The 12,927-nt window shown below is 63.5% G+C and carries 13 protein-coding genes and 1 pseudogene; 6 read left to right on the top strand and 8 right to left on the bottom strand.

The window, feature by feature from the left end; genetic code table 11:
- Positions 1-43 precede the first annotated feature (43 nt).
- The 4 genes and pseudogenes from P8R42_06820 to P8R42_06805 all read right to left on the bottom strand — a co-directional run bounded on the left by P8R42_06820 (position 44) and on the right by P8R42_06805 (position 2,744).
- Positions 44-523 carry a glutathione peroxidase gene (locus P8R42_06820; protein ID MDG2304356.1) on the bottom strand — a complete coding sequence of 160 codons (480 nt, stop codon included), beginning with the start codon at positions 521-523 and terminating at the stop codon, positions 44-46.
- Positions 524-736: 213 nt separating this feature from the next.
- Positions 737-952 (bottom strand): annotated as a pseudogene (locus tag P8R42_06815) (hypothetical protein).
- Positions 949-1,356: a hypothetical protein gene (locus tag P8R42_06810; protein ID MDG2304355.1), complete on the bottom strand. Its 408-nt coding sequence runs from the start codon at positions 1,354-1,356 to the stop codon at positions 949-951. The pseudogene P8R42_06815 and the gene P8R42_06810 overlap by 4 nt, the downstream one beginning before the upstream one ends.
- Positions 1,357-1,472: 116 nt before the next feature.
- Positions 1,473-2,744, bottom strand: coding sequence for an acyl-CoA dehydrogenase family protein (locus P8R42_06805; protein MDG2304354.1), 1,272 nt, complete (start codon positions 2,742-2,744; stop codon positions 1,473-1,475).
- A gap of 70 nt (positions 2,745-2,814) precedes the next feature.
- On the opposite strand from P8R42_06805, the gene P8R42_06800 reads away from it, so the two are divergent.
- The 3 genes from P8R42_06800 to P8R42_06790 all read left to right on the top strand — a co-directional run bounded on the left by P8R42_06800 (position 2,815) and on the right by P8R42_06790 (position 4,635).
- Positions 2,815-3,141 carry a hypothetical protein gene (locus P8R42_06800; protein ID MDG2304353.1) on the top strand — a complete coding sequence of 109 codons (327 nt, stop codon included), beginning with the start codon at positions 2,815-2,817 and terminating at the stop codon, positions 3,139-3,141.
- 18 nt (positions 3,142-3,159) lie between these two features.
- Positions 3,160-3,711 carry a hypothetical protein gene (locus P8R42_06795; GenBank protein ID MDG2304352.1) on the top strand — a complete coding sequence of 184 codons (552 nt, stop codon included), beginning with the start codon at positions 3,160-3,162 and terminating at the stop codon, positions 3,709-3,711.
- Between the two features lie 186 nt (positions 3,712-3,897).
- A complete protein-coding gene (locus P8R42_06790; protein MDG2304351.1) occupies positions 3,898-4,635 on the top strand; it encodes an SDR family oxidoreductase in 738 nt (245 codons plus the stop codon).
- Between the two features lie 137 nt (positions 4,636-4,772).
- Here P8R42_06790 and P8R42_06785 read toward each other — a convergent pair whose 3' ends face one another.
- Positions 4,773-4,955 carry a hypothetical protein gene (locus P8R42_06785; GenBank protein ID MDG2304350.1) on the bottom strand — a complete coding sequence of 61 codons (183 nt, stop codon included), beginning with the start codon at positions 4,953-4,955 and terminating at the stop codon, positions 4,773-4,775.
- Between the two features lie 147 nt (positions 4,956-5,102).
- On the opposite strand from P8R42_06785, the gene P8R42_06780 reads away from it, so the two are divergent.
- Entirely contained in the window at positions 5,103-6,014 is a 912-nt protein-coding gene (locus P8R42_06780; GenBank protein ID MDG2304349.1) for a DUF922 domain-containing protein, read from the top strand.
- Between the two features lie 40 nt (positions 6,015-6,054).
- On the opposite strand, the gene P8R42_06775 is transcribed toward P8R42_06780, so the two are convergent.
- The 3 genes from P8R42_06775 to P8R42_06765 form a co-directional block, all read right to left on the bottom strand.
- Positions 6,055-6,759, bottom strand: coding sequence for a lipid-binding SYLF domain-containing protein (locus P8R42_06775; protein ID MDG2304348.1), 705 nt, complete (start codon positions 6,757-6,759; stop codon positions 6,055-6,057).
- A gap of 72 nt (positions 6,760-6,831) precedes the next feature.
- Positions 6,832-8,487, bottom strand: coding sequence for a hypothetical protein (locus P8R42_06770; protein MDG2304347.1), 1,656 nt, complete (start codon positions 8,485-8,487; stop codon positions 6,832-6,834).
- Positions 8,487-10,133, bottom strand: a complete 1,647-nt coding sequence (locus P8R42_06765) for a hypothetical protein (GenBank protein ID MDG2304346.1) — start codon at positions 10,131-10,133, stop codon at positions 8,487-8,489. The genes P8R42_06770 and P8R42_06765 overlap by 1 nt, the downstream gene beginning before the upstream one ends.
- Before the next feature lie 91 nt (positions 10,134-10,224).
- On the opposite strand from P8R42_06765, the gene P8R42_06760 reads away from it, so the two are divergent.
- Both P8R42_06760 and P8R42_06755 read left to right on the top strand, forming a co-directional pair.
- Entirely contained in the window at positions 10,225-11,310 is a 1,086-nt protein-coding gene (locus tag P8R42_06760; GenBank protein MDG2304345.1) for a Zn-dependent alcohol dehydrogenase, read from the top strand.
- A 2-nt stretch (positions 11,311-11,312) separates the two neighbouring features.
- Positions 11,313-12,842, top strand: a complete 1,530-nt coding sequence (locus P8R42_06755; GenBank protein MDG2304344.1) for a hypothetical protein — start codon at positions 11,313-11,315, stop codon at positions 12,840-12,842.
- Positions 12,843-12,927: the final 85 nt, after the last annotated feature.

The following is a 12,927-nucleotide window of genomic DNA, read 5'->3' as shown; positions in this document are numbered from 1 at the left end:
ACCCGAAGGGCGCCGCCGATTCGCTCCGTAGGAAACGCAGAGCTCAGAGGTACGCGCCGAGCTTCTCCTCGATCTCCTCGGGTGTCGTCACGGGACCGAATCGATCCACGACCTGCCCATTCCCGTCGACGAGGAACTTGGTGAAGTTCCACGCGATGTCCGCCTTGCCTTCTTCGTCGGCCTTGCCGGCCTTCAAGAAGTTGTAGAGGTCGCAGGCGCCGTCGCCATTCACCTCAATCTTGGAGAACATGGGGAAGTTGACGTCGTACTTGGACGTCGCGAACTCGAGAATCTCGGCGTCGGTGCCGGGCTCCTGAGCGCCGAACTGGTTGCAGGGAAAACCCAGAACCGTGAAACCCTTGGGGCCGTACTTTTCACTTAGAGTACGCAGACCTGCGTACTGGGGCGTGAGGCCTCAAGCGCTAGCGAGGTTGACGATCAAGCAAACCTTGCCCTTGTAGTCGGACAGGCTCACGTTCTCGCCGGTGATCGAGTTCATTTCGAAGTCATGCATGGATGCCATGTTGCGTTCCTTTCTCGAGCCTTCCGGGCAGGAGGGCTCGGCTGATAACCCCAACCTGCACTCGAATGCAGCCTTGCTGCAACCCCGGCCGGCCCGAAGACGGACTATACAGTCGGAACTCGCGGTAGGCCGGCATCCGAAGGCGCACTCGGGCCGGAGTTCCGCCGCAGAGGCCGGTTTCGCCAGGATTCGTCGCAGACCGACGGCGATCCATTCCTCCTTGGGCGGCTGGCTTTGAACCGCAGTAAGCAAGGCGCGCGGCGTTGCACGGAGCGCCTCGTCGGCCTGCATCATGCGCGCGCCATCGAGTCCGGAAGTCCCGGGCATGTCCCAGTCGAGGGACACGAGTTCGATCGGGCTCCCTTGCGCGTCGCACTGCCGAAGCTTGGTCAGGGCCTCGCGACCGTGGTAGGCGACCGCGACATTCATCCCCCACTGCTTGGCCCGCTCGCGCATGACCTCGCAGACGGTGACGTTGAGTTACGCTGCGCGTTGTCGAGGTCTGTCGCGAGGAGGATCGCTGTCATGCCGAGCGCCCCGTTCATCGGCGCTCGGATCTCGTGACTCATGCTTGCGAGGAACGCACTCTTCGCGTTCAACGGCTGCATCTGAACCATCAGCTCATGGTCGATCGGCACGGGGAACGTGAGGCCGTTCCTCACCACCAACAGCGCACCGAAGAGCTGCGCGATCGCGAACGCCGACCAGAAGAGGGCGAACCGGTTGACGACTCCGCTCCAGAGACCCGGCGGCATCAGCAAGCAGACGACGACCGAGAGCCGCGCCAGCCAGTTCTTCTCGCTTTTTCGGCACGGGGCGAGGGGTGTAGGCACGCGTCGACGAAACGCCCGGCGATATTCGATCGTGGTTTCGTGATGTTCTCTTCGGACATGCGACAGCAGCGGCCGCTCGCCCCGGAATGTGCAGTCGGAATCGTCGAACGCCTGTACTAGCCCTCCACCACTCCCTTGGGCGCTCGCTGCTTCATGAAGCCGAACAGATAGCCGGCCACGCGCCGCATCTGGATCTCCTCCGCCCCCTCGGTGATGCGGTACCGGCGGTGGTGGCGATAGATGTGCTCGAAGGGCTTGTGACGCGAGTACCCGAGGCCGCCGTGCACCTGCATCGCGCGATCGGCCGCCTCACAGCAGAGCCGGTTCGCCCAGTAGTTGCACATCGAGACCTTGTCGGAGACCGAGAACGCGCCGTCCTTGTCCATGCCCCACGCCGTCTTGTGGACCAGGGCACGGAGCATCTCGCACTGAGTCTGGAGTTCCACCAACGGGAACTGGATCGCCTGATTGGTCGCGAGCGGCTTGCCGAAGGGGGCCCGCACCTTGGCGTATTCGACCGACTCGTTGATGCAGAACTGCGCGGCGCCGAGGCTCGAGGCAGCTTGCCTGATCCGGTTCTCGTTGAAGAAGTGCTGCACGACCCCGAGGCCGCGCCCCTCTTGCCCGAAGATCGCGTCGTGCGGCACTCGTACGTCCTTCATCGAAATGTGGCCGTGATCCGTCGGCATGTTGAAGGTCCAGAGCATCTCCTCGACTTTGAAACCGGCGGCATCCGTCGGGACGAGAAACGCCGTGATGCCCAGTCCGTCTCCGGCCTCACCGCTCGTTCGGGCGAAGATGAGATCGTACTTCGCTTTGTGGATCCCGGTATTCCATGTCTTCTCGCCGTTGATGCACCACTCATCGCCGTCCCGAACTGCATGCGTCTCCATGTACGTGGCGTCGGAACCATGCTCCGGTTCGGTGATCCCGAACGCGAAGCCCATCCGCCCTTCGAGAAGTCCTTCGATCCACTCCGCCTTCTGCTTCTCAGAGCCGTAGTTGAGCATCAGAAGAAACCCGACGTTGTTCCCGACGATCGAGTGCTCGTTTTGCAGATCGTTGTGGAGCCCGAGCCCCTTGGTCGCCAGGTGCTCGCGAATCACGGCCATGCCGAGATTGGTGCCGTCCTGACCTCCGTATTTCTTGGGATACGGATACCGATAGTGGCCCGCCGCATCCGCGATGCGTCGCGCCTCGGCCAGCAGCGCCTCCCACCCTTCGTTGGGCAGACCACCCCGGTCCCAATCGGTGCGTGCGTCCTCGCGGCGATGGTCGAAGAACCGGATGTTGTCGTCCCGGGCCTCGAGCGGCTTGATCTCCCGCTCGATGAAATCGTCCAGGGTTTCCAGATACGTCGCGAGCTCAGGCGGGAGATCGAAATCCATGGAAATCGCTCCTAGCACAGCATCGCGCAGCCAGAAGACGCTTGACACATTCGCTCTGATGGCAGGTCTAGTGTCAAAAGATGGAACTAGCCCGATCGAGCAGCGAATTCAGCGGATCTTCCCGGACGAGCCCTCGTTCGGCGTGGTCGACCGGGAGCAGGTCCGCCGAATGCTCGAAGTCTCGCCGGAAGACGACGCGCCGTTCTACATGGTGAACCTCATCCGCCACCGCGAACGAGCCGAGTACGAAGACGGTCGCGAAAACGACCTGACCGGCGCCGAGGCCGATGGCATCTACGGTGGGCTGATCCTCCCCATCCTCGCGTCCGTCGGCGCACGACCCGTGTTCGTTGCGAACGTCGAGGTCAACCTCATCGACGCCGACGGCGCCGGATGAACCCAGGTCGGAGTCGTTGTGTACCCCAGCCGCGCGAAGTTCTTCGAGATGCTCGAACGAGAGGACTTCCGCGCCGCTGCCGCGCACAAGGACGCCGGGGTAGAGAAGTCGCTCGTTCTCGGGGCCCACATCGAGGGCGACCCCGTCCCTGACGTGCTTCGCCAGCTGGACCTCACGACGGTCCCGTTTCCTCCCACCGAGGACGATCCGCCGATCGCCGTCCTCCACCTCCTCGACTACAACGAGATCGCTAAATACCGGGACGGTCGCGAGACCACACTCACCGGTCGCGAAGCGATGCAGCTCTACCAGGATGGCCGGGCCAGCCAGGACGTCTTCAGACTCGGCGTGCGTCCGGGCCTCTGGCTCGAGATCGAGGGCGAACTCGTCGGCGACAGCCGGGAGTGGGAGAAGTTTCGGGTCAACCTCTTCCCCAGCCGCGCCACCTTCGCCTCGATCACAACGACCGACTCCCTCGATGACGCCGGTGTCGAGCATCGCTTCGCTGCTCTGCGCGAGACCTACACGCAGCTCACATCGCCAATCCTGACGGAAGTCGGGTACGAATAGCGCGGCCTACGTCGCCACCGGAGGGCACGGCCCCCCACAACTCGATCGGGGCACGGGAGCCACTACCGGTTCCGCGTGGTCCTCGGAGAAGTCGCGTTCCCGAGCTTCGGCTGAGCCCAAAGCCGAGCCTCTCGTTGTTCGGGTTCCCTTGCTAGAGGAGCGTGAGCCACCAACGGCGGGGGACCCATGGACAGACTAGACGGACAGGTAGCAATCGTTTCCGGCTCTTCGAGCGGCATTGGCGAGCGCGTCGCACAAGATCTCGCCGCCGCCGGAGCCCACATCGTCGTGAACTCCTCGAATTCGGTCGAGGCCGGCGAGGCGATCGCGAAAGCACTCCCGACGGAGTCCATCTACGTCCGGGCCGACATCAGCAAGGAAGAGGACGACAAGGCACTCGTTGCCGCAGCCGTCGAGAAATTCGGGCGGCTGGACATCCTGATCAACAACGCTGGCTGGACGAAGCGCGTTCCCCACGATGATCTCGATGCCCTGACGAACGAGATCCTCTTCAAGACGATCGAGGTGAACGTCTACGGCACCTGGTGGCTCACCCGCGCCGCGATGTCGCATCTGAAAAAGGCCGAGAAGGGATGCGTAGTGAACGTGTCCTCTGTCGCCGGCTTGCGCGCCATCGGCAGCTCAACTGCCTACGGCATGGCCAAGGCTGCGATGAACAACCTCACGATGGACTTGGCACGCAACTGTAAGCCGGTCCGCGTGAACGCGATCGCGCCTGGCCTGGTCGCGACCCCCTGGACCGAGGACTGGGCCGACCTCCACGCCGGCATTGCGGCGATCGTCCCTGCCGGCCGCTCGGCAACGCCGGAGGATTGCTCGAAGGCGATCCTGACCTGCGTCGATAACCAGTACATGACCGGCCAGGTGCTCGTCGTGGACGGGGGAACGTCGCTGGTCCTCTGAGAGCATTCACCCGATGCCGAACCCGTGGGCCGCGGCGTTCGAATCGGGTTCAATCCCGACCGGCCCGAGATATGACGTCGCACCGACTCCGAAAGCCAGCCTTCCTCGCCGGCGTGGCCACCCTCGCCAACTGCAGCTCAGTCAACAGCGTATACCACGACGTGGTCCACCAGATCGCGCCCGCGGACACGACCCGGTTCTACGTCGGGAAAGCCGGTGTCACTCTCTACGAGGAACCAAACTTCTCGAGTACTCGGGTCGCGTAGCTCGGCGTCGATGACGACGTCGACCGCGACCGCATCGAGAGCTGTTTCGCGCACGTCCGCGTCGGAGGATCCGGCAAAGCGGGCGGGGTCGACAACGAGAAGCTTCTTTGGCGCGCGCCCGACGGCGGAGACTAGATCATTCGCCGAGCAAACCGAACGCCGTCGGTTGCATCCTTCCCCAGCCACGGCAACGCTCGGGCCATGACTCGGCACGCTTACCCCATCCTCGTCGCAGCCGCGTGCCTGATTGCGGTTCCCGCGGGGGCCACCGCGCCGCTCGTTCGCGTCGATACGGACGTACGAGAGCAGTACTACGACGTTTACGGCACCAACGCCGACGAGGTCTTCGCGTCGATCCAGCGACAAGGCCTCGGAGGAAAGGCCGGGCTCGCGGCCAGCGGCCTCACCGAAAGCGAGCTCTCGTTCGGCCTCTCGACGGCCACCACATCCTCATCCTGCCGCCTCGTCGAGCTGAATCTACGCGCAAACGTCGTCGTCACGCTCCCCAAGCATGCCCAGCCTCGGCACGTCGACGAAAACACACGCCGCCAGTGGGCAGCCTACGAAGCCCTGATCGAGTTCCACGAGTACCGCCACGTCGAGATCGAGTTCCAGGGAGTGCAGGAGCTCCAAGAGCGCTTCGAACATGAGACGATCGAGGCCACCGGCGCCTCTGCCGATACATGCAACCGCTTCGTCGAGCGGGCCATCGAGGAACAAGCGCAGCTCACGCGACAACGGCACGACGCGTTCCATGCGCAAGAATCTCGTGCGGTCCGAGATGCGCAGGCCGCACTCCTGCGGGAGATCAAGACCACGGACGCCGAACTGAACCGCCAGAAGCGAGAACTCGACCGGCTGGAAGACCAGGTCGCGGCCTACGCGGAGGACCGCGCGCGGTACGCAGCCGCGCTCGACGAGTTGGCCGCACACTACGGCAACACGCTGCCGCCGTTCGAGTTCGCCCGTGCACAGGAACTCGCGGCCGAGGTGGAAGTGCTAACCGACCAGAGCAATGAGCTCGTCGATACCCGGAACGAGCTCGTGACTCGTTACAACGAAAAGGTCGGAGCTCGCGCGGCGCTCGCCACCCGCCTCTCCTGGACCCGTTAAGCGGGGCGTTCTCCTACCTCGACGAACGCCCCGCTCGAAACTACTTCGCTTTTGCGGCGGCGGTCACCTTCGCGAGGTCCGCACGGAGTGCGTCGGCCCCGGCCGGAGCCGGCACCTCACCGACGAGGACCGCCTTCGCCGAGACCTTCTTGCCGTAGTACTCGGTGTTCGCCTCCTTACGCGTTGCGATTACCGTTCCGTCCAAGGAGACCCCACCGAAGAGGCCCTGTGCGCGGCTGTAGGTGTAGACCGCCGCCTGCGGCATCACCTCGGCACCCAGGCTGCGCCCGACCGGGCCGGCCGCCGCACTCACCTGCGCACCAACAGAAACGTTGCCGCCCTTGGCGAACGCCTGGACCGCCTCGGGGGTGTTCAGGACCATGACGAACTCGCTCACCTGAGCGCCGATCTGGAAGCCGAAGCCCGCGCCGCCGGTCCCGATGAAGGACGGACCCGTCCAGGTACCGTCGTCGTTCTTGGCCACGACGACCCCCTTACCGCCCGACCCGCTGATGATGAACCCCGCGCGTAGCACCGTGAGGAAAGCGAGCCCTTTGCAGTTGCGCAGAACCGCGTCCGGGATCCCCTTCTCGGGAATCGACTGGAAGCCTTTGAGAATCGTTCTCGCCTGATCGACTTCCGTCTGGAGTTCGATCTCATCCTTGGCAACCGCGCCCGTCACCGTGAGCAGCACCATGCCCGACCCCACCACGAACGAGGTCCATTTCCGTGCAGCCGTGTTCATTCCACACCTCCTGCAAAAGATCCTTGAGAAACGCCCATTTCTCCTCCAGCGCAGCCGCGTGTCAAGGGAGGGTCACTGCGCCGCGGCTGACTTCTTCGAGTCAAGCCGCAGTTTCTTCCGATCGACTTGATAGCCGGCACCCACGCGGCGCATCTCTCGGTTGAAATCCATCCCCTCCTTCGAGAGTTGGCCCACACCTTTGATCTTGTAGAACTGAATCGTCTCGGGCTCGTACGGCGCCTCGTAGAGCTTCAGGTTCTCGTACTTCTCGCCCACGGCTGCCTTCTTCTTCACGAACTTTCCGGTGCACACTTCGTCGAACGTGACGTCGCCGATGGGACCAAACTTCATGTCGCTACCGTACAGCCAATTGTAGAAGTCCTCGCGGTTGTTCTGCGCCCAGATGTGCTTCGCGACGCGCTCGTTCGTGTGACGGAAGGCGATGTAATATTGCACCCCCATCACCTCCTCGTTGCCGTCCCCCGCGCGATCGAAGACATCGTAACACTGCGAGACGTTCCGGTAGTTCACGATGCCCTTCATCGCCTCCGACGTGGAGGGGAGCATCTCGCGAAGTTCCGCCAGGTGCCCCGACCCGAGACGGGTGCAACCGTGCGATACGGGCCCACGGCTCGTCACGGCGACCCGATTGTAGGGCTTCCCGGTCCGGCTACCGTCCGTGTACGTCTTCCACTCTTTCGGCAGGAGCGGATGACCCTGGATCCAGTTGCTGATCCCGGTGTTGTGGATCGCGTTGTAAGCGATGCCACCGCCGTACTCGTAGGGAAACATCGGAATGAGCCCGTAGTACCCGGCCGACGAGATGTAATCGACCATCCCGGTGATGCCCTTGCCGTGCATCCGAGGGATGAACGTCCAGACGCCCGGCGTGGTGATCCACGGCATCTCCTGGCCGTTGATCTTTTTGGTCTTATCGTACGTCCCGGCGGCCCAGATCGCGGTGTACTCGTAGTAGTCGATCTTGCCGTCCGTCACGGGGTAGACCCCGTCGGTGACGCTAGCGAAAAACGCCTGGGCCTTCGGCGTGAAGCCCGCCTCGTCGCTCGCTTTCGCAAGAGTGATCAACTCCGCGAGGGCGGCGTCCTGCTCCTTCGTGAGGTTGTAGGCGAAGATGCGGTTTTTGAAGTAGCCGTTCACGAGGTCGAGCTTGGCCCCGAGGTTTTTCGGTTCCGGTGCAGCGGCGAGCGATGCGTAGAAGTCCTTCGTCATCTGCCCAAAGTCCTTCTGGATGTGGTAGACGCGCTCCGGTTGGAGCTTCTGCAGCGCCTGCACGTTCAGCTGCCGCCACTCCTGGGGCGAGACCGATCCCTTCTTGGCCGCAATCTCGCGGAGACCCGACTCCCGGAATCGCTTGTCGTAGTCCTCCCACGCCTTGTTCGCCGTGAGTTCGATCACGCCCTCATCGATGACCTCTTGATAGAGATCGTGCTTCGTCACCTGATCAACGACGAAGTTGTCGATGGTCTCGTCGGGGAGAATCATGCGAACCCGCAGCTGATTGCCGCGACCGAGATGGATCTTGATTCGATCCGCTTGCTGCACGCGCGGCACGAAGCCCGTGTAGAAGTTGGGATCATAGTCGTTGAAAAACACGCCGTACGGCTTCGCGTTTGTCCATCGGTCCTTGCTGAGAGCGGAGGCATCCTCGGCGAGACCAGTGAGTGCGACGACCAACAGGCAGGCAAGGAGCGAGAGCGGCTTCTTCATCAGTGATAATCCTCGTTAAGAGATCTTAGGAAAGCGGCCAGGGGAGCGACGTCCCCTTCATCGATGCGGATCTCGACCATTTCGGGGGAACCGTTTCGAAGCTTCCCCGCACGTGCGAGCTCCGATGTCTTTTCGTAGAACTGCAGGACCTGCTCGACCGTGTCGGTCGCTCCCGTGTGGAAGTAAGGCTCGGACTGCCCCAGATCACGAACCGACGGGGTTTTGAAGTACGCGATCGTGAGGGGGAGCACAGCCACGGTGGAGCAGTTCTTGGCGCCGGGAGCCCCCGGAACGCATAGGATCTCGTTCAAAGCAGCCTGCGGTTTTGGGAAGTCGGGATTGCCGTAGATGCTCCAAACCCCGAGGTCCGTGTACCCGGGCCGACTCTTCGCAGGGATCGCGCGGAATCGACCGGTCGCCTTGGGGTGTGCCTCCGTGGCTGGGAGATAGGCATCGTGTTCGGCGTTGCGAGCGTCGAGGTTCGGGATGTCGATTGTGGCGAATGCACCCTCACCGAAGATGCCATCATACTCCGCCTGCGACACACCGTTGTTGTGGAGGCTGAAGTCGGTGAAGCGCGGCGCCGGGTGACATGCGACGCAGTTGCCGCGGCCGAAGAAAACCTTCAGACCGACGAGTTCTTCAGAACCGAACTCAAACGCTTGTTTGTGAAGCATGAAGTAGTCGTCGGTCGGGCGCACCCAGTCGAAACTGTTCCGCTTGTCGATCAGACCAAGAAGCCTCTTCGAATAGGCCGCCGCGTTCTCTCCCGCATCCGGCGCCGTCGGAAGAGCGTTCTTCGTGAGGAACGAGTCATAGGGCGACCCGGACTCGCGGAAGGTGTTCTTCGTTCCGAAGCGAAGCGAGTCCATATACGCGTGGATGAGCTTCGCCACTGCCATCAGAATCTCGTCGTCCGACGCCGTCTCGACGTCGATCCGATACTCCGCCGGAATCAGCTGATGCTGCAGAAGCGGATCCGTGCCCTTGAGGACCTTCGCGTACGAGATTCCCTTGCCATCGGGGTACCGGATATGGCGTGGGTTCATCCCGGCGTCCTCCCGTACGACCTTCGCGATGTGTTTCTTCGCGAAGGTCGCCTCGCCCGGAATCCAGCCGAAGTTGCGACCCGTGAGCGTGTCGAGGATCAGGTCTTCGTGCGTGATGAACTCGCCGTCGAGGTGCAACAGCACCGGAACTTCTCGCGCCATTCCGAGGTCGATCATGATCGGCGAGTTGCGCGTGGTCACGGTTTGCCCGTCCCCCCGTTCGGGAATCGGGCTGCGACGGCTGAAGTCGCCGTACGTCCGGCCGGCTCGGAGTTCACCGGGGAGGAAGTCGGAGCCCAGATGGCACTGCCGACAGTTGATCCCCTGCCCGGCGAAGGGACCCGGGAGATCCTTGCCCAATGCGACCGGGACCGTCTCCATCAGCGCCTCACCCTCCGACAGCGTCGCGTTCGAGTCACCGCCCGCATGGTCGAAGTAGAACTGTGAGAAGCGGGTCTCGAAGAAAAGCCGATCGCCGAGCCGGACCTCGGCATCCTTGAAGGACAAGCTGCCGTCGTCCAGCGCGTGCCCGAACCCGGCACCGACGAAGAGAACCGTCGCCGCACCGAGGAGAAAAACACCGATCTTGCCGTTCACGGACACCACTCCGCTTCTACCATCAGCAACGGGCGTCTAGAAGCACCCAGTCCTGTGGCAGCGAAGCGGTCGAACATGCGAAGATCCCTGGATGAAAGCTGCCATCCTGCCTGCCTACAACGAGCCCCTCGAGATCGTCGACATCCAGATCGACAAGCCGGGGCCGGGTGAAGTCCTCTTGCGCACCGCTGCCAGCGGCGTGTGCCACAGCGATCTTCACTGCGTCGACGGATCGTTACCGGTGCCCTGCCCCTGCGTGCTCGGCCACGAGCCCGCAGGTGTCGTGGAACAGGTCGGAGAGAACGTCACCTACGTGAAGCCCGGTGACCGCGTCATCGCGTGTCTATCGATCTTCTGCGGAACTTGCGAGTACTGCGTCACCGGGCGCCCCAATCTCTGCGGCGGCACGACGCTCGATCGCACGGCGGACCAACCGCCCCGCCTCTCCCACGACGGCACGCCGCTGTACCAGATGGCCCAGCTCGGGTCCTTCGCCGAGCAGATGCTCGTTCCCGAGAACGCGCTCGTGAAGGTCCGCGATGAGATCCCTCTCGACCGAGCGGCTCTCATCGGCTGCGGCGTCACCACCGGACTCGGCGCCGCCCTCAACACCGCGCGCGTCGAAGCGGGTTCGAGGTGCGTGATCATCGGAGCCGGCGGCGTCGGGCTGAGCATCCTGCAGGGGTGCCGAATCGCCGGTGCCGGACAGATCATCGTCGTCGACACGCAGCCGTGGAAGTTGGAACTAGCCAAACAGATGGGGGCCACGCACGCGATCAATGCCGCGAGCGACAATCCCGTCCTCGCCGTCCAGGAGCTCACCGAGGGAGGCGCGCACTACGCGTTCGAGGCAATTGGCCTGAAGGCGACGATCCGACAGGCATTCGACATGACCCGCAAGGGCGGCGCGACCGTCGTCGTGGGCGTCGTCAAGATCGGCGAGAACCTCGAGCTGCCCGGGCTCGACTTCGTTCTCGCCGAAAAGCGTGTCCTCGGCTCGATGATGGGCTCGAACTCCTTCCGCGTCGACATGCCTCGCTTCGTCGACTTCTACCTGAACGGTCAGCTGAAGCTCGATGAGATGATCTCGGCTCGCCGTCCCCTGGAGGAGATCAACGTGTGCTTCGACGAGATGAAGAAGGGCGCGGTCGCCCGCAGCGTCATCGTGTTCGATTGAGGATGAAACTGAGGCGCTCCCTAGCGCGGGCCGTCGTCGTCACACTTCTCGCACTGGTACTTCCGGAAATCGCCGCGGCCATTCCAGCAACGCCGGTGATGACCGTGTACCGATTCAACGGCGCACTCGACGTGCCGTTCTATCGAATCGACGACTTCGCCCGGCGGGGGACGAAGGCCAAGAGAGCCGGCGCCCTCGCCCAAGGAACATCGGTCGTGCCGTGCCTCGTCATCCGGGGCGGCAAGCCGGTCACTGATGCGAAGGGTACGCCCTACGTCGGTTTCGAAGTCGTGGTCGACTCGAAGAAAGCCACGCCGGCCTCGACGGATCGCTTCCGTGCCGTGTTCGCGGGCCGGAAGAACCGAGAGGTCCGGAACCACCACTGCAGCGAGAACGTTCAACACGTGGTGGGCATCCGGAACCTGTACGAAATGAGCAAGCCCCCGTTGTTCGACCCACCGCCGAAGAGCACGAAGCCACCGAGGCCCGCGAGCGAGTTGGATGCGATCGTCCGCGCCTTCCACGACTCGCCGCGATGCCATGCGGCGCAGAGCCCACTGATCGGCCGGCGCACCGCGCTCGCGAACGCGTGGACGGCGTTTGCCCGCGACAGCGCCGGACGATGGCCGAAGGCCAGCCTAGGGCGTGCGCGGCACCTGGACTACGTCGTCCGCACGGCGATCTATGAAGGCCATCTCGACCGGGGATGCAGCGCGTACGGGAGCTGTGAGCGGAACGTCATCGCACTCTCTATTCGGAACCGGGCGCGCGGCGCCTGTTCGAAGGGCCAGGGATGCCGGTACGACGGGGACTTCGAGGGCGTCGCCTCCAAAGTCTCGCAGTACAACATCTGGGACGAGTACCTGACGCAGGTGTCGGGCCTCACCTCGTGCTTCCTGCGCGCCGATCTCGCCCAGCACGAGCGCTATACGAAACTGCAGCGGATGTACGCGCAGAACCAAGCCGACTTCGAGAAGATCCTGTTCGGCGGGGACGCCGATCTCGCCGCGACCTTCCCCGGCACCGCACCGAGCCGCAGCAAGTCGCTCCGCCACTACTACCACCCCCCGGCCATGGGAAAGTGTTTCCCCGGGCACGAGCGGCTCGAGTACATGTCCGGCGCCGTCGCCCGGAAGGGGAGCGATTTCGCGTTGCTCGCGAACACCCGGATCGACGTCGGCCGTAAGCGCGGGAGCGGGTACGAGTTCCGCTCAGCCGCGATCGAAACACTCCCCGACCGCGACGTCGTGCGAACGATCGACGACTACCCCGGCTTCCTCGTCGACGCGCGCAAAGTAGCCCTCCGCAAAGCCTCCCGCTGCCGCCCGTACGGCACGCCAAAAGGCTGCCGATTCGAATCGATCGGGCGCCACCGCAAGGTCCCGAGTTGGCTCACCGCCGGCAAGCCGATCGAATTCACCTGCCACGTTCAATCCCGCGGCGAAGCATGCCGCAGCAAAGCCCAACCCGAAACCACAAAGGTCGGCGGCGTTTGCGACATCGCAATGCAACCGGTCGCCGGCGTGCGCTAGAACTGGGAGAGAGGGACGTTGGTTAGTCTCGGCCCAAATGTTTAGTCGTCGTGCCCAGGTGGTGACCCCTGGCGGCGCGACGAGT

It is taken from the genome of Candidatus Binatia bacterium (assembly GCA_029243485.1).
Taxonomy (GTDB): Bacteria; Desulfobacterota; Binatia; order UBA12015; family UBA12015; genus VGTG01.
Note: the sequence above shows the minus strand (reverse complement) of the source record. Positions and strands in the feature narration are given on the sequence as shown.